The sequence below is a fragment of the Pseudomonas sp. UMAB-40 genome, assembly GCF_900095275.1.
Lineage (GTDB): Bacteria > Pseudomonadota > Gammaproteobacteria > Pseudomonadales > Pseudomonadaceae > Aquipseudomonas > Aquipseudomonas mandelii_B.
The window spans coordinates 32,889-50,592 of record NZ_LT607558.1 but is presented as its reverse complement, the minus strand read 5'-3'; the positions used below and the strand labels follow the sequence as shown (position 1 = coordinate 50,592).

General features: G+C 62.6%; 5 protein-coding genes. 2 read left to right on the top strand and 3 right to left on the bottom strand.

Translation table 11 applies throughout. The annotated features are described in order from the left end of the window. Window positions 1–281: 281 nt before the first annotated feature. Window positions 282–13,265, top strand: a complete 12,984-nt coding sequence (locus tag K0F88_RS12805) for a non-ribosomal peptide synthetase (protein WP_219095287.1) — start codon at window positions 282–284, stop codon at window positions 13,263–13,265. 199 nt (window positions 13,266–13,464) lie between these two features. Next, window positions 13,465–14,277: an alpha/beta fold hydrolase gene (locus K0F88_RS12800; RefSeq protein WP_094468314.1), complete on the top strand. Its 813-nt coding sequence runs from the start codon at window positions 13,465–13,467 to the stop codon at window positions 14,275–14,277. Between the two features lie 71 nt (window positions 14,278–14,348). Here the strand turns inward: K0F88_RS12800 and dsbG are convergent, their stop codons facing one another. From dsbG to dsbD, 3 genes are read right to left on the bottom strand one after another with little or no spacing between them, the layout of a single operon-like run. Beyond that, window positions 14,349–15,119 carry a thiol:disulfide interchange protein DsbG gene (gene dsbG / locus K0F88_RS12795; protein ID WP_219095286.1) on the bottom strand — a complete coding sequence of 257 codons (771 nt, stop codon included), beginning with the start codon at window positions 15,117–15,119 and terminating at the stop codon, window positions 14,349–14,351. Then, a complete protein-coding gene (locus tag K0F88_RS12790) occupies window positions 15,095–15,961 on the bottom strand; it encodes a TlpA disulfide reductase family protein (RefSeq protein ID WP_219095285.1) in 867 nt (288 codons plus the stop codon). Before K0F88_RS12790 ends, dsbG begins: the two co-directional genes overlap by 25 nt. Further along, complete coding sequence (gene dsbD, locus K0F88_RS12785; RefSeq protein WP_219095284.1) at window positions 15,961–17,697, bottom strand: protein-disulfide reductase DsbD; 1,737 nt, start codon at window positions 17,695–17,697, stop codon at window positions 15,961–15,963. The genes K0F88_RS12790 and dsbD overlap by 1 nt, the downstream gene beginning before the upstream one ends. Window positions 17,698–17,704 lie beyond the last annotated feature (7 nt).

Below are 17,704 nucleotides of genomic sequence, written 5' to 3'. Positions count from 1 at the left end.
TGAGAAAGAGAACTAATGCTCCTCAACGGTGCAGAGTGAGAACTGCGACACGCTGCCGCACTCGCTTGCAGCACTTGGCCCCGCTGGCGATCAAGCCTGCCGACTAATTATTTCAAGACGCCATCCGTTCTCATTGGTGAAAGGTGCCGGGTCAATCCCGGCCAAAACAGCATTCCCAATGCCTTGCGCAGTCGGCGAAGACCGCGTCCTGCATGCCCTTTAATGGGCGTGACGTAAGAAAACCGATTCCATTTGCAAGCCGAATTCAGGCAGGAAACCTCATGACCGACGCGTTCGAACTCCCAAGCAATCTGGTCCAAGCCCTCCAGCGCCGCGCGGCCCTGACGCCGGACCGGGTGGCCTTGCGTTTTCTCGCCGACACCCCGGATCAGGCGGTGGTCCTCAGTTATCGCGAGCTGGATCAGCGGGCGCGAACCATTGCCGGTGCGTTGCAGGCCGAAGCTGAATTCGGCGATCGCGCCGTGCTGCTGTTCCCGAGTGGTCCGGATTATGTCGCGGCATTTTTTGGTTGCCTGTACGCCGGGGTGATCGCGGTGCCGGCTTATCCGCCGGAGTCGGCTAAACGTCATCACCAGGAACGTCTGCTGTCGATCATCAGCGATGCCGAGCCGCGCTTGCTGCTGACCAGCGCCGGCCTGCGCGACGCCTTGCTGCAGATTGAAGGTGCGCCGCCGCTGCTGTGTGTCGACACTCTCGAAGGTGCCCTGGCCGACCGCTGGATCGCGCCGAACCTGGCCGACGACCACATCGCCTTCCTGCAATACACCTCCGGTTCCACCGCGTTGCCCAAAGGGGTGCAAGTCAGCCACGGCAACCTGGTGGCCAATGAACTGCTGATCCGTCATGGCTTCGGCATCGACCTGAACCCGGATGATGTGATCGTCAGCTGGCTGCCGCTGTACCACGACATGGGCCTGATCGGCGGGCTGTTGCAGCCGATTTTCAGCGGCGTGCCGTGCGTATTGATGTCGCCGGCCTATTTCCTCGGGCGGCCATTGCGCTGGCTGGAAGCGATCAGTGAATACGGCGGCACCATCAGCGGCGGCCCGGATTTCGCCTATCGCCTGTGCAGCGAGCGCGTCAGCGAATCAGCGCTGGAGCGCCTCGACCTGAGCGGCTGGCGCGTGGCGTATTCCGGCTCTGAACCGATTCGTCTCGACACCCTCGATCGCTTCGGCGAAAAGTTCGCGGTGTGCGGTTTCACCACCGACAGTTTCATGGCGTCCTACGGGTTGGCCGAAGCCACCTTGTTTGTCGCCGGAACCCCGCGCGGGCAGGGCATCGGCAACCTGCGCGTGGACGATCACGCCTTGGCCCAAAACCGCGCAGAGCCTGGCGAAGGCAGCGCGATCATGAGTTGCGGCATCAGTCAGCCGGACCATGAGGTGCTGATCGTCGACCCGGTCGCGGTCAATGAACTGGCCGACAACGCGGTCGGCGAAGTCTGGGCCGCCGGGCCAAGCATCGCCCATGGCTACTGGCGCAACCCTGAGGCCAGCGCCAAAACCTTCGTTCAGCACAACGATCGGACCTGGCTGCGCACGGGCGACCTGGGTTTCATGCGTGACGGTGAGCTGTTCATCACCGGGCGCCTGAAGGACATGCTGATCGTTCGCGGTCACAACCTGTACCCGCAAGACATCGAACAGACCGTCGAACGCGAAGTGGAAGTGGTGCGCAAAGGTCGCGTTGCCGCTTTTGCGGTCAATATCGACGGTCAGGAAGGCATCGGCATCGCCGCGGAAATCAGCCGCAGCGTGCAGAAAATCCTCCCGCCCGACGCGTTGATCAAAGCCATCCGCCAGGCGGTGGCCGAGGCGTATCAGGAAGCGCCGAGCGTGGTGGTGCTACTCAATCCGGGCGCATTGCCCAAAACCTCCAGCGGCAAACTGCAACGTTCGGCCTGCCGCAATCGCCTGGCGGACGGCAGCCTCGACAGCTATGCGCTGTTCCCGTCGGCAGATGTTCAGAGCGAAGCCAAAGCCGAATCAAGTTCTGAGCTGCAAGCCTTGATTGGCCAGATCTGGAGCGAACAACTGCAGGTCAAACAGGTCGGCGCCGACGATCACTTCTTCTTGCTCGGTGGCAATTCCATCGCCGCCACTCAAGTGGTTGCGCGACTGCGTGAAACACTCGGACTGGAGCTGAACCTGCGCCTGCTGTTCGAAGCGCCAACCCTCGGCACCTTCACCGCCGCTGTCGCTCAGCTGCAACAGGATGGCGGCCTGGCTCAGGGCGCGATCACCTCGCTGTCGCGCAACGAACCGATGCCGCAATCCCTGGCGCAAAACCGCCTCTGGATTACCTGGCAACTCGACCCGCACAGCAGCGCCTACAACATTCCCGGGGCCTTGCGCCTGCGTGGCGAGCTGGACGAAGACGCCTTGCGCGCCAGTTTCCAGCAACTGATCGAGCGTCATGAATCCCTGCGCACACGGTTCTTCGAACGGGACGGCGTGGCGCTGCAACAGGTCGATGCGGCGGGCGACTTCAACCTTCAATTGATCGACATCAGCGACCTGCCCGCCGCCGAGCGTGAAGCCCGTGCGCTGCAAATCCGTGAGGACGAAGCCCGCACCCAGTTTGATCTGGAGAAAGGCCCACTGCTGTGGGTGACGCTGGTGCGCCTCGACGACGAGGACCATCAACTGCTGGTGACGATGCATCACATCATCGCCGATGGTTGGTCGCTGAATGTGCTGATCGACGAGTTCTCGCGCCTGTACGCGGCTGCCTGCCAGGGACAAAAAGCCACGTTTTGCGCTTTGCCGACCCAATACGCCGACTACGGCAGCTGGCAGCGTCAATGGCTGGCGCAAGGGGAGGGCGAGCGTCAACTCGCCTACTGGAAAGAGCAGCTGGGCGAAGAGCATCCAACGCTGAATCTGGCCACCGATCACCCGCGCTCGGCGCAGCACATTCACAGTGCTGCTCGCCATTCGATAAAGCTCGCCGCGACCTTGAGCGATGCCATTCGCCAGACCGCCCAGGCGCATGAATCGACGCCGTTCATGCTGTTGCTCTCCGCGTTCCAGAGCCTGTTGCACCGCTACAGCGGCCAGCGCGACATCCGCATCGGCGTGCCGAATGCCAACCGTCCGCGCCTGGAAACCCAAGGGCTGATCGGCTTCTTCATCAACACCCAGGTGCTGCGTGCCGAGGTGGATTCGCGCCTGTCATTCGTGGAGCTGTTGGCGCAAACCCGCCAGGCCGCGCTGGGTGCACAAGCGCATCAGGATCTGCCGTTCGAGCAACTGCTCGAAGCCTTCCCGCAAGCGCGCGAACAAGGCCTGTTCCAGGTGATGTTCAACCACCAGCAGCGGGATTTGAGCGCACTGCGTCGTCTGCCTGGATTGCTCGCTGAAGAACTGCCATGGCACAGCCGCGAAGCCAAGTTCGACCTGCAACTGCACAGCGAGGAAGACCAGAGGGGTCGCCTGAGCCTGTCCTTCGACTACGCCAGCGAACTGTTCGACGCGACGACCATCGAACGTCTGGCCGAGCATTTCAGCCACCTGCTGCGAGCCATTTGCGAGCAACCGTCCGCCGCCATCGGCGACCTGCCACTGCTGAGCGCAAGCGAACTCGACCAACAAACGTCCTGGAGCGCCGCGCCGTGCACACCGGCCAGCCAATGGTTGCCGGAAATGCTCAATGAGCAAGCGCGCCAGACCCCGGAACGCACCGCGCTGATCTGGGACGGCGGCGCCCTCGATTTCGCCGAACTGCATACCCAGGCCAACCGCCTGGCCCATTACCTGCGCGACAAAGGCGTCGGCCCGGACGTCTGCGTGGCCATCGCCGCCGAGCGTTCGCCGCAATTGCTGATCGGTCTGCTGGCGATCATCAAGGCCGGTGGCGCCTATGTGCCGCTGGACCCGGATTACCCGGCCGAGCGCCTGGCCTACATGCTCAGCGACAGCGGCGTCGAGTTGCTGCTGACCCAGACCCAGTTGCTCGAACGCCTGCCGGCCACCGACGGCGTCAGCGTGATCGCCATGGATGCGCTGCATCTGGAGAACTGGCCAAGCCAGGCGCCGGGTTTGCATCTGCATGGCGACAACCTCGCCTACGTGATTTACACCTCCGGTTCCACCGGCCAGCCGAAGGGTGTCGGCAACACCCACGCGGCGCTCGCCGAGCGCCTGCAATGGATGCAGAACACCTACGCTTTGAACGACACCGACGTGCTGATGCAAAAAGCCCCGATCAGTTTCGACGTGTCGGTGTGGGAATGCTTCTGGCCATTGATCACCGGCGCCCGTTTGCTGATCGCCGGCCCTGGCGAGCACCGCGATCCGCATCGCATCGCTCAGCTGGTTCAGCAATACGGCGTGACCACGCTGCACTTCGTACCGCCACTGCTTTCGTTGTTCATTGATGAGCCGCTGACCGCCGAATGCACCAGCCTGCGCCGCGTGTTCTCCGGTGGCGAAGCCTTGCCCGCCGAACTGCGCAACCGCGTGCTGCAACAGTTGCCGGCCGTGCAACTGCACAACCGCTACGGTCCGACCGAAACTGCAATCAACGTCACCCATTGGCACTGCACCCGCGCCGATGGCGAGCGCTCGCCGATTGGCCGCCCGTTGGGCAACGTGGTGTGCCGTGTACTCGACAGCGACCTCAATCCAGTGCCGGCCGGTGTGCCGGGTGAACTGTGCATCAGCGGCATCGGCCTGGCCCGTGGCTATCTGGGCCGTCCGGGGCTGACCGCTGAACGTTTTGTCGTCGATCCACTGGGCGAGCAGGGCGCGCGTCTGTACCGCACCGGCGACCGTGCGCGCTGGAGCACCGATGGCGTGATCGAATACCTCGGTCGTCTCGATCAGCAGGTCAAACTGCGCGGCTTCCGTGTCGAACCCGAAGAAATCGAAGCCCGTTTGCTGGCCCAGGAGGGCATTGCCCAAGCCGTGGTGCTGGTGCGCGAAACGGCAGCCGGTGGCCAGTTGATCGGTTACTACACCGCCACCGATTCCATTGAAGAGGTTGGTGTTCAATCCGCACGCCTGAAAGCCGCGCTGGCGGCCGAATTGCCGGAATACATGGTCCCGGCGCAGCTGATGCGGCTGGACGAAATGCCCTTGAGCCCAAGCGGCAAACTCGACCGTCGTGCCTTGCCCGAACCGCAATGGCAAGTGCGCGAACACGTCGAGCCGGTCACTGCGCTGGAGCAGCAAATCGCCGGCATCTGGCGCGAAGTGCTCGGCCTTGCGCAGATCGGCCTGCGTGACGATTTCTTCGCCCTCGGCGGTCATTCGTTGCTGGCCACGCAAATCATTTCCCGTACCCGTCAGGCCTGCGACGTCGAGTTGCCGCTGCGGGCGCTGTTCGAAAACAGTGAGCTGGGGGCGTTCGCCGAACAGGTTCAACTGATCCAGGCCAGCGGCAAGACCAACCAACAACCGCCGATCGAGAAAGTCGACCGCAACCAACCGGTGCCGCTGTCGTATTCCCAGCAACGCATGTGGTTCCTCTGGCAAATGGAGCCGGACAGTCCGGCCTACAACGTTGGCGGTATGGCGCGGCTGCGCGGTGTACTCGATGTCGGGCGTTTCGAAGCGGCGTTGCAAGCGCTGATCATGCGTCACGAAACCCTGCGCACCACGTTCCCGAGCATCGACGGCGTGGCCCGGCAACAGGTGCATGCGCAAACCGGCATGCGCATGGACTGGAAGGACTTCTCGGCGCTGGAGGCCGACAGCCGCGAGCAACGGGTGCAGCAACTGGCTGACGATGAGGCGCATAAACCGTTCGACCTGGAAACCGGTCCGCTGCTGCGCGCGTGTCTGGTCAAGACCGCCGAGCACGAACACTACCTGGTGCTGACTTTGCACCACATCGTCACCGAAGGCTGGGCGATGGACATCTTCGCCCGGGAACTCAGCGCGCTGTACGAAGCGTTCGTCGACGACCGCGAATCGCCGCTGGCACCGCTGCCGGTGCAATACCTGGATTACAGCGTCTGGCAGCGCCAGTGGCTGGAGTCCGGCGAGCGCCAACGCCAGCTCGACTACTGGACCGCGCAACTGGGCCGCGAACATCCGTTGCTGGAATTGCCGGCCGACCGTCCGCGTCCGCCGGTACAAAGCCATCAGGGCGAACTGTTCCGTTTCGACCTGAGCGATGACCTCGCCGCACGGGTGCGCGCTTTCAACGCGCAAAACGGTCTGACCCTGTTCATGACCATGACCGCCGCGCTGGCCGTGCTGCTTTACCGCTACAGCGGCCAGAACGACCTGCGCATTGGCGCGCCGGTGGCTAACCGGATTCGCCCGGAAAGCGAAGGGCTGATCGGTGCGTTCCTCAATACCCAGGTGTTGCGTTGCCAGCTCGACGGGCAGATGTCCGTCGGTGAATTGTTCGAGCAGGTGCGCCACACGGTGATCGAAGGCCAGTCCCATCAGGACTTGCCATTCGATCACTTGGTAGAAGCGTTGCAGCCACCGCGCAGCGCCGCTTACAACCCGCTGTTCCAGGTGATGTGCAACGTGCAGCGCTGGGAATTCCAGCAAAGCCGCACCCTGGCCGGCATGACCGTCGAGTACCTGGCCAACGATGCCCGGGCGACCAAGTTCGACCTCAACCTGGAAGTCACCGACCTCGATCATCGACTGGGTTGCTGCCTGACCTACAGCACCGATTTGTTCGATGAACCGCGCATTGCGCGCATGGCCGGGCACTGGCGCAATCTGCTGGAAGCGCTGCTGACCGATCCGCAACAGCGCCTCAGTGAGCTGCCGTTGCTCGAAGCCGGCGAGCAGCAAAAGCTGTTGGACAGCCTTGGCGTCGAACCGGGCGAGCATCGCCTCGATCAATGCATTCATCACCTGTTCAGCGAGCAGGCCCTTGCCCGCAAAGACGCACCGGCGTTGACGTTTGCGGGTGAAACCCTGAGCTACGCCGAACTCGACAGCCGCGCCAATCGCCTGGCCTGGATGCTCCGCGAGCGCGGTGTCGGCCCGCAGGTTCGTGTCGGCCTGGCGCTTGAGCGTTCGCTGGAAATGGTCGTCGGCTTGCTGGCGATCCTCAAGGCCGGCGGCGCTTACGTGCCGCTGGACCCGGAATACCCGCTTGATCGCCTGCACTACATGATCGAAGACAGCGGCATCGGTTTGCTGCTCAGCGATGCGGCTATGTTCGACGCGCTCGGTGAATTGCCGGCCAGCGTCGGCCGTTGGTGCCTCGAAGAGGACGCCGCCGAGTTGGCCCATTACCCGGCCACCGAACTGCCGTTTATCACCTTCCCGCAACATCAGGCGTACCTGATTTACACCTCGGGCTCCACCGGCAAACCGAAAGGCGTGGTGGTATCCCACGGTGAAATCGCCATGCATTGCCAAGCAGTCATTGAGCGCTTCGGCATGCGCCCGGACGATTGCGAGCTGCATTTTTATTCGATCAACTTCGACGCTGCGACCGAGCGTTTGCTGGTGCCGCTGTTGAGTGGCGCGCACGTTGTCCTGCGCGCCCAAGGCCAATGGGACGCGGAAGAAATCTGCGGGCTCATTCGTCGCCACCACATCAACATCCTCGGCTTCACCCCAAGCTACGGCAGCCAATTGGCGCAGTGGCTGGCGACCCAGGGCGAAACCCTCCCGGTGCGCATGTGCATCACCGGCGGCGAAGCCCTGACCGGTGAACACCTGACGCGAATCCGTGCGGCGTTCAAACCAAGCCTGTTTTTCAACGCCTACGGCCCGACCGAAACCGTGGTCATGCCATTGGCCAGTCTCGCACCGGAACAGCTGGAAGAAGGCTTGGCCAGCGTGCCGATCGGCAGCGTGATCGGCGCGCGGGTCGCCTACATCCTCGATGCCGACCTGGCCTTGGTACCGCAAGGCGCGACCGGTGAGTTGTTCGTCGGTGGCGCCGGTCTGGCGCAGGGTTATCACCAGCGACCAGGCATGACCGCCGAACGGTTTGTGGCGGATCCATTCGCCGCCGATGGCGGGCGTCTGTACCGCACCGGTGACCTGGTGCGCCAGCGTGCCGATGGCTTGGTGGAGTACCTGGGGCGCATCGACCATCAAGTGAAGATTCGCGGTTTCCGCATCGAGTTAGGCGAGATCGAAACCCGTCTGCTGGAGCATGAGTCGATCCGCGAAGCCGTGGTCCTGGCCCTCGACGCGCCGAGCGGCAAACAACTGGTCGGCTATCTGGTGACCGACGTTGCCGAGCAGGACGAAACGCAACAAGCGGCACTGCGCGAAGCCTTGAAGCATCACCTCAAATCGCAACTGCCGGATTACATGGTGCCGACGCACCTGATCCTGCTGTCCAGCATGCCGCTGACGGCCAACGGCAAACTCGACCGCCGCGCCTTGCCAGCGCCGGACCCGGAACTCAACCGTCAACACTACGTGGCGCCAAGCAATGAGCTGGAGCTGACGTTGGCCGGCATCTGGTGCGAGGTGCTGAACGTCGAGCAAGTGGGCCTCAACGACAACTTCTTCGAACTGGGCGGCGATTCGATTCTGTCGATCCAGGTGGTCAGCCGTGCGCGGCAGCAGGGCATTCATTTCAGTCCGCGTGACCTGTTCCAGCACCAGACCGTGCAGACCCTGGCCGCCGTGGCCACCCGCACCGAGCAGATCACCGCCGAGCAAGGCCTGCTCACCGGTGAATCGCGTCTGACGCCGATTCAGCACTGGTTCTTCGACACTGACATTCCCGAGCGTCAGCACTGGAACCAGGCGTTGCTGCTGGAGCCGGCCGTCGCGCTGGAACCCCATCGCCTGGAGCAAGCGCTGCTGGCGGTGATCGAACAGCACGATGCCTTGCGGTTGCGATTCACTCAAACCGGCGCGCAATGGCGCGCCGAGCATCAGGTGATTTCCGACGTGCCGGTGCTGTGGCAAGTGCGAGTGTCGTCCATGGACAAATGCGCCGCGCTGTTCGCCGATGCCCAGCGCAGCCTCGACCTCGAACAGGGGCCGCTGATGCGCGTGCTGCTGGTCGATGGTCCCGAGGGCGTACAACGGCTGTTCATCGCCATTCACCACCTGGTGGTGGACGGTGTTTCGTGGCGGGTGCTGCTGGACGATCTGCAAACCGTCTACCGTCAACTGGACGCTGGGCAGTCGGTCAAACTGCCGGCGAAAACCAGTGCGTTCAAGGATTGGTCCGCCCGTTTGCAGGCTTATGCCGGCAGCGAATCCCTGCGTGAAGAACTGAGCTGGTGGCAGGCGCAACTGGCCGGGCCGAGTGCAGAGTTGCCGTGTGATCGTCCTGAGGGCGGGCGGCAGAACCGGCATGCACAAACCGTCAGCGTGCGCCTCGATGCCGAGCGTACTCGCCAGTTGCTGCAACAGGCGCCGAGTGCCTATCGCACGCAAGTCAACGACCTGCTGCTGACCGCGTTGGCTCGGGTGCTGTGCAATTGGAACGGAGAGGAATCGGCGCTGATTCAACTCGAAGGCCACGGCCGCGAAACCCTGTTCGACGAGATCGACCTGACCCGCACCGTCGGCTGGTTCACCAGCGCTTATCCGTTACGCCTTGTGCCGGCGAACGGGCAGGGCGCCTCGATCAAGGCGATCAAGGAACAACTGCGTGCCGTGCCGCACAAAGGCCTGGGTTATGGCGTGCTGCGTTACCTGGCCGATGATCTGAGCCGTCAGACCCTGGCCGCATTGCCGGTGGCGCCGATCACCTTCAACTACCTCGGTCAGTTCGACCAGAGCTTCGGCGCTGACGCCTTGTTCCGTCCGCTGGACGAGCCCGTCGGCGCGGCCCACGATCCCCATGCGCCGCTGCCCAATGAGCTGAGCATCGACAGTCAGGTGTATGGCGGTGAGCTGGTGCTGCGCTGGACCTTCAGCGCCGAACGCCACGATCCGCAAGCCATCACCGACCTGGCCAACGCTTATCTTGGCGAACTGCAAAGCCTGATCGAACATTGCCTGCGCGACGATGCGGGAGGCCTGACGCCGTCGGACTTCCCGTTGGCGAAACTGACCCAGCCGCAAATCGACGCGTTGCCAATCCCGGCCGCCGTCATCGAAGACGTCTACCCGCTGACTCCGATGCAGGAAGGCATGCTGCTGCACACCTTGCTGGAACCGGGCACCGGCCTCTACTACATGCAGGATCGCTACCGCATCAACAGCGAACTCGACCCGCAACGTTTCGCCCAGGCCTGGCAAGCGGTGATCGCGCGTCACGAAGCCTTGCGCGCATCGTTCTGCTGGAACGTCGGCGAAGACATGCTGCAAGTGATCCACAAACCCGGCAGCACGCCGATCGAGGTCCTCGACTGGACGGAAATTGCCCATGCCGAGCAAGAGCCGAAACTGCAAGCGTTGCTCAAAAGCGAGCGTGAAGCCGGGTTCGATCTGCTCAATCAGGCACCGTTCCACCTGCGCTTGATCAAGGTCGGCGCGGCGCGTTACTGGTTCATGATGAGCAACCACCACATCCTCATCGATGCCTGGTGCCGTTCGTTGCTGATGAACGATTTCTTCGAGATCTACACCGCCCTCGGCGAAGGCCGGGAAGCGCAGCTGGCTGTGCCGCCGCGCTATCGCGACTACATTGGCTGGCTGCAACGCCAGAGCCTGGCCGAAGCGCGACAGTGGTGGAAAACCAACCTGCAAGGTTTCGAACGGACCACGCCGATTCCGAGCGACCGGCCGTTCCTGCGTGAACATGCCGGTGAAAGCGGTGGCATGATCGTCGGCGACCGCTACACAAGGCTTGATGCTCGCGACGGTGCGCAACTGCGCGAACTGGCGCAAGCGCATCAACTGACCATCAACACCTTCGCCCAAGCGGCGTGGGCCCTGGTGCTACGGCGTTTGAGCGGTAATCGTGACGTGCTGTTCGGCGTCACGGTGGCCGGGCGTCCGGTGGACATGCCGCAGATGCAGCGCACCGTCGGGCTGTTCATCAACAGCATCGCGCTGCGGGTGAAGATGCCCGAGGACGATCAGCGTTGCAGCGTGCGCCAGTGGTTGAGCGGTTTGCTCGACAGCAACATGCAACTGCGCGAGTACGAATACCTGCCGCTGGTGAGCATCCAGGAAAACAGCGAACTGCCCAAGGGCCAACCGCTGTTCGATAGCCTGTTCGTGTTCGAAAACGCCCCGGTGGAAGTCTCGGTGCTGGACCGTGCGCAGAGCCTCAATGCCACGTCGGATTCGGGCCGCACCCACACCAACTTCCCGTTGACGGCGGTCTGCTATCCGGGCGATGACCTGGGGCTGCACCTGTCTTACGACCAGCGTTATTTCGACGAATCGACTGTCGAGCGAATGCTCGGTGAGTTCAAGCGTTTGCTGCTGGCGCTGGTCGACGGTTTCCATGGCGACATGGCGGACTTGCCTTTGCTGGGCGCCGAGGAGCAGGACTTCCTGATCCACGGCTGCAACCAGAGCGAGCACGATTACCCGCTGGAGCAGAGCTATGTCGCCTTGTTTGAGGCGCAGGTCGCCCGGCATCCGCAGCGGATTGCCGCCAGTTGCCTGGATCAGCAGCACACTTTTGTCGAACTGAACCAGCGCAGCAACCGCCTCGGTCATGCGTTGATCGCGGCCGGGGTCGGGCTGGATCAACCGGTGGCGTTGCTGGCCGAACGCGACCTCGATCTGCTCGGCATGATCATCGGCAGCTTCAAGGCTGGCGCAGGTTATCTGCCGCTGGACCCGGGGCTGCCGAGTCAGCGTCTGAGCCGGATCATCGACCTGAGCCGCACGCCGTTGCTGGTCTGCACTGAGGCTTGTCGGGAACAGGCGGTCGCGTTGCTGGAGGCGTTCAGTTGCGCCAATCGGCCGAAGTTGCTGGTGTGGGAAGAGGTGCAGGCGAGCGCTGCATCGGTGGCGAATCCGCAGATTTACAGCGGCCCGGACAACCTCGCTTATGTGATCTACACCTCGGGTTCCACCGGTTTGCCAAAAGGCGTGATGGTCGAACAGCGCGGCATGCTCAACAACCAGTTGAGCAAGGTGCCGTACCTGAATCTCAGTGATATCGACGTGATCGCCCAGACCGCTTCGCAAAGCTTCGACATTTCGGTCTGGCAGTTCCTCGCCGCACCGCTGTTCGGGGCGCGGGTGGACATTGTGCCGAACACCATCGCCCACGATCCGCAAGGGTTGCTGGCGCATGTGTCGGCCCAGGACATTACGGTGCTGGAAAGCGTGCCGTCGCTGATCCAGGGCATGCTCGCCCAGGAACGCATGAGCCTCGATGGCCTGCGATGGATGCTGCCGACCGGTGAAGCGATGCCGCCGGAGCTGGCGCATCAATGGCTGCTGCGCTACCCGCAGATCGGGCTGGTGAATGCCTATGGCCCGGCGGAATGTTCGGACGACGTGGCGTTCTTCCGCGTTGACATGGCCTCGCCCCGTGGCAGTTACCTGCCCATTGGTACGCCGACCGACAACAACCGTTTGTACCTGCTCGATGGCGCGCTGGAGTTGGTGCCGTTGGGTGCGGTGGGCGAATTGTGCGTCGCCGGCACCGGGGTCGGGCGTGGTTACGTCAGCGACCCGTTGCGCACCGCTCAGGTATTTGTACCAAACCCGTTTGGCGCGCCGGGGGATCGTCTGTATCGCACCGGCGACCTGGCCCGACGTCGCAGTGACGGCGTGCTGGAATACGTTGGGCGTATCGACCATCAAGTGAAGATTCGCGGTTACCGCATCGAACTGGGTGAAATCGAAGCGCGTCTGCATGAGCAACCGGAAGTGCGCGAAGCGGCGGTCGGTGTGCAGGAAGGCGTGAACGGCAAGCATCTGGTCGGCTATTTGGTCGCGGCTGATTCTTTGATCAATCCAACGGAGCGACTGGAACGCATCAAGCAACGTCTGCGCGCCGAACTGCCGGAATACATGGTGCCGCTGCACTGGTTGTGGCTGGAGCGGATGCCGCTCAATGCCAACGGCAAACTCGACCGAAAGGCACTGCCGGCGCTGGAGATCGGCCAGTTGCAGAGCCAGGATTACCAGGCGCCGCGCACCGAGCTGGAGCAGACACTGGCGGCGATCTGGGCCGAGGTGCTGAAGGTCGAGAAGGTCGGCGTGCAGGACAACTTCTTCGAACTGGGCGGGCATTCGTTACTGGCGACGCAGATCGCTTCGCGGGTGCAGAAAGCCCTGCAACGCGATGTGCCGTTGCGGGCGATGTTCGAGTGCAGCACGGTGGCGGAGTTGGCCGAGTACATCGACGGGTTGGCGGCGAGTGACATCACCGAGGAGAAGGTGGATCGCCTCAATGACCTGATGGCGGAGCTGGAGGGGCTGTAATTCTCTAGCGTCTATGAAGGCCCCTTCGCGAGCAGGCTCGCTCCCACAATGGATCTGTGTTCGCAGCCCCCCTGTGGGAACGAGCCTGCTCGCGATGACGTCATCGAATTTGCGCGAATTTGCGCGTTGACTGCCGCTTCGGACCGGCTCAGGCTGCCTCTGCTTTTTTTTTGAATTCCCTTCACAACGGAGACAGTCAATGCCCTTCGTAACGATTGACGGACAAGCCCTTCACTACATTGATCAAGGCACCGGCCCGGCCGTATTGCTGGCCGGCAGCTACCTGTGGGACCAGGCCATGTGGGCACCGCAGATTACTGCGTTGTCGCAACACTATCGGGTCATTGCGCTGGACCTGTGGGGTCACGGTGAATCCGGCCCACTTCCCGAAGGCACGAAGTCATTGGACGACATCGCCCGCCAGGCCTTGGCGCTGCTCGATCATCTGGACGTTGATCGTGTCACGCTGGTCGGTCTGTCGGTCGGTGGCATGTGGGGCGTGCGACTGGCGCTGTCGGCGCCACAACGGATCAACGGTCTGGTGCTGATGGACACCTACGTCGGTGTCGAGCCGGAACCGACTCGGCAATACTATTTCTCGCTGTTCAAGCAGATCGAAGAGACCGGCGTGATCGCGCCGCAGCTGCTCGACATCGTGGTGCCGATTTTTTTCCGTCCGGGGATCGATCCGCAGTCGGCGCTGTATCAGGATTTCCGCGCGAAACTGGCGGCGTTGCCGTCTGAGCGTCTGCGTGAAAGCATTGTGCCGATGGGGCGGATCACGTTTGGGCGGGATGATCTATTGCCACGTCTGGGCGAGCTGAATCCCGACACTACGCTGGTGATGTGTGGCGATCAGGACAAACCGCGGCCGCCGTCGGAAACGAAGGAAATGGCCGGGTTGATTGGTTGCCCGTATGTGCTGGTGCCCGAGGCGGGGCATATCTCCAATCTGGAGAATCCGCCGTTTGTGACGGAGGCATTGTTGAAGTTTTTAGCCGAGAGAAATTAGTCGATCTTGCTGGCCCCATCGCGAGCCTGCTCGCGATGGGGCCGGTGTGGTCACCAAGTCTTTGCAGCAAACTACTTGGGCCCGAGAATCTTCACCAACTTGTCCGGCGAAGGCGCGCCTTGCTGTTGTTGCAGCTCGCCCTTGTCGTCCATGTAGAAAATCGCCGGGGTGGCCTGCAGTTCCAGGTCTTCCATCAACTGCATGTTCGCCGCCAGTTTCGCCTGAATCGCCGGCGGCACGTCTTTCAGGGCTTTCAGCGAACTGCCCTTGCCGGATTTTTCGTGATCTTCCAGCGCCTTGCTCGGGTCCTTGGCGGCCAGCAGCGCGGCGGATTTGCCCGGGCTGTCCTCACGAATGATCCCGACCATGATGTGCCGCAGCTGCACTTTGCCGGCATTGACCCACGGCCGTGCCTGTTCCCAGAACAGGTTGCAGTAGGGGCAGTTCGGGTCGCTGAACAGGTACACGATGCGTGGCGCATCTTTTTTGCCGTCGGCGATCCAGTTACTGGCTTCCATCTTGGCCCAGACTTCCTTGGACATCGGCGCGTAGACCAGTTTCTGCAACGGTGCACTGCTCAGGTCATTGCCCTCGGCGTCGTACAGATTGCCCAGCAACACATGTTTGCCATCCGGGGTCAGGTACAGCGCCATGCCGCGGTTCTGGTACTGCGCGGCATACCCGCGCAGTCCGTCGGGCGCATCGAACTGACCGACGATTTTTGCGCCCTTGGCTTCGATCTTCTTGATCGCTTCAGGCAATTCTTCGGCGGCCTGCACCGACGGCAGGTGCAGCAACGCTGCGCCCAGAGTCAGCGTCAGCAGGTGGCGGAGGCGGGGCATGGCAGTTTCCTTGAAAAGGTGGCCGGTACGGCAGGAGAAGGGGGGTCGAAGTTTTCCAGGGCGCGGGCCAGGCTGGCATCCGAGAGTTCACCCAAATGGCTGCCCAGCAATCGACCGTCGGGGCTATAGAACAGCGTAGTCGGCAATGCCATGGAGCCCACGGCCTGGCCCAATCGACCGCTGCCGTCGAACAGCACGTTGGTCAGGCTCAGGCCTTGGGTTTCGAGGAAAGTGCTGACGCTTTGCATGCTTTCGGCCTGATTGACGAACAGGAAGGTCAGGTCCGGGCGCTGTTGCTGGGCGTTTTCCAGCACCGGCATTTCCCGGCGGCACGGCGGGCACCAGGTGGCCCAGAGATTGATGACCAGCGGCCCGCCCTTGTAGTCCGCCAGTTGCACGGTTTCGCCGGCGGCATTGCGCAGGGCGATTTCCGGCAGGCGCGTGCCTTGTTCGTAAATACTCAGGGAGAAAGTCGCCAGCAGCCAGAACGCCAGACCGCTGGCCACGCCAAACCCCAGCGGGCGGCGCAACCCCGGTCGACGCCAACCGCGATACAACGCGGTGAGCAGCAGCACAATCACCCCGGGCCAGGCGAGGAAACCGCCATCGCGCAGGTCGATGATTTGCCACGGATCGTTACGATAGTGTGTCCAGTAGACGCCGACGAAACCGACCCGCGCCGCCAGCATGCCCAGTAAAAACAGGCTGAACAGCGCCGACTCGGGATTCTCGCCTCCGCGCTTGGCCACCCGCCAGCCGACAAACGTCGCCAGCGCGAGGGCACTGATCAGCAGCAGATGGTTAAGCGCGATGGCAAAGGTGCCGAGGGTAAAGGTCAGCATTAACGGGCGTCTCGGGTGGTGGTCCAGCGTTGCAGGAAGGTGTCGGCATCGACCTCGCCGGTGATGCGATGACTGCGACGCTCCTGGCCGTCTGCGCCGATCCACAGAAAACTCGGTGGTCCCGGCACTTTATAGCGGCCGAGCAGTTCGCGGCTGGCGGCATTGTCGGCGGTGACGTCCAGCCGTAGCAAGCGCACATCGCTCAACGCTTCCATCACATCAGCTTTGCCGAAGACCTGTTTTTCCATGACCTTGCACGACACACACCAGTCGGCGTAGTAGTCCAGCAGCACCCATTGGCCCTGGGCCTGTGCGGCGTCCAGTTCCTGTTGCAGCGCTTGCGGACTGTTGATCGTGGTGAATGCCTCATGGCCGGTCGGGCGAGCGGTATGACTGGAAGAGGCTGAGGCGCTGTAGACCTGCAACGGTTTGAGCAGATCATCACTGCCCCCGGCGGCGCCGATCAGCAGCAGACCGCCCCACATCCCGAGCAACAGCGCACTGGCGCCGAACAGATGGGCGACGCGGCCGAAGCCTTCCGACTGTTTCCAGGCGCTGTAGGCAGCAATCAGCAGCAAGGCGCCGCACAGACCGATCCACAGCGATTGATCCAGCACCGGGCGCAGCATCAGCAGGGCGGTGGCGAGGAACAGGAAACCGAACACGCCTTTGAGCAGGTTCATCCAGGCGCCGGGTTTGGGCAGGAAGCGATTGCCCACGGTCACCAGCAACAGCAGCGGCACACCGATGCCGATGCCCAGGGCGAACAGAATCAGCCCGCCATGCAGCGCATTGCCGCTTTGCGCGATGTAGAGCAGGGCGCCGGCCAGTGGCGCGGTCATGCACGGGCCGACCAGCAGCCCCGACAAGGCACCGAGCACACCGGCACCGATCAAACTGCCACCACGCTGATTGCGCGACACATTTTCCAGCCGATCACGCACCGCCACCGGCAGTTGCAGCTCGAAGAAACCGAACATCGGTAACGCCAGCAGGACAAATATCGCCGCGAAGCTGCCCAGCAGCCACGGGTTCTGCAACAGCGCCTGAAGGTTCGCACCCAGCAGCGCGGCCAGCACGCCCATCGCCGCATACACCAGCGCCATGCTCACCACGTAACTGGTCGCCAACGCAAAGCCACGTTTGGGCGTGGCCCCACTGCCGACAATCAACCCGGCCAGAATCGGCAGCATCGGCAACGAGCAAGGGGTGAAGGCCAGCAGCAGGCCCAGACCGAAGAACACCAGCAAACTCCAGCCCAGCGCCCGTTGTTGCAGGCCGCTGGCCAGGGCCTGATCCGGTGCCTCATTGGTTGCACCCGTAACGTTGCCGCCCAGGTCCACGACCTGAGTCTGCGGCGGATAACACAAACCGGCATCGGCACAGCCCTGGAAGCCCACCTTGATCTGACCGGTGGCGCCCGCCGGAATCTTCAGCTCCAGGCCTTGGCGATAGACCTGTTGTTCGCCGAAGAACTCGTCACTGTGCGCTTCACCTACCGGTAATGGCGGCTGCTGCTCCGGGGGCAATCCTTCGAATTTCAGGCGCTTCTGGTAAAGGTAGTAACCGTCGGTAATTTGCCAAAAGAGCTGTGTTTCACCCGATTCGAGGCGCTCGGAGGTCAAGACAAAGGCCTTTTCCACCGGCAAAAATTCAGGTTTGGTATCGAACGGATTGGTCCCTGCCTGGGCCACACCCGAGATCAAGAGAACAAAAAAAAGAAACAGTCGACGCATGGGTAAG

What these genes read in the sequence shown, in the direction of transcription:
- K0F88_RS12790 (WP_219095285.1), bottom strand. Translation starts at nt 15,961, where the DNA reads ATGCTGACCTTTACCCTCGGCACCTTTGCCATCGCGCTTAACCATCTG.
- dsbD (WP_219095284.1), bottom strand. Translation starts at nt 17,697, where the DNA reads ATGCGTCGACTGTTTCTTTTTTTTGTTCTCTTGATCTCGGGTGTGGCC.
- K0F88_RS12800 (WP_094468314.1), top strand. Translation starts at nt 13,465, where the DNA reads ATGCCCTTCGTAACGATTGACGGACAAGCCCTTCACTACATTGATCAA.
- dsbG (WP_219095286.1), bottom strand. Translation starts at nt 15,119, where the DNA reads ATGCCCCGCCTCCGCCACCTGCTGACGCTGACTCTGGGCGCAGCGTTG.
- K0F88_RS12805 (WP_219095287.1), top strand. Translation starts at nt 282, where the DNA reads ATGACCGACGCGTTCGAACTCCCAAGCAATCTGGTCCAAGCCCTCCAG.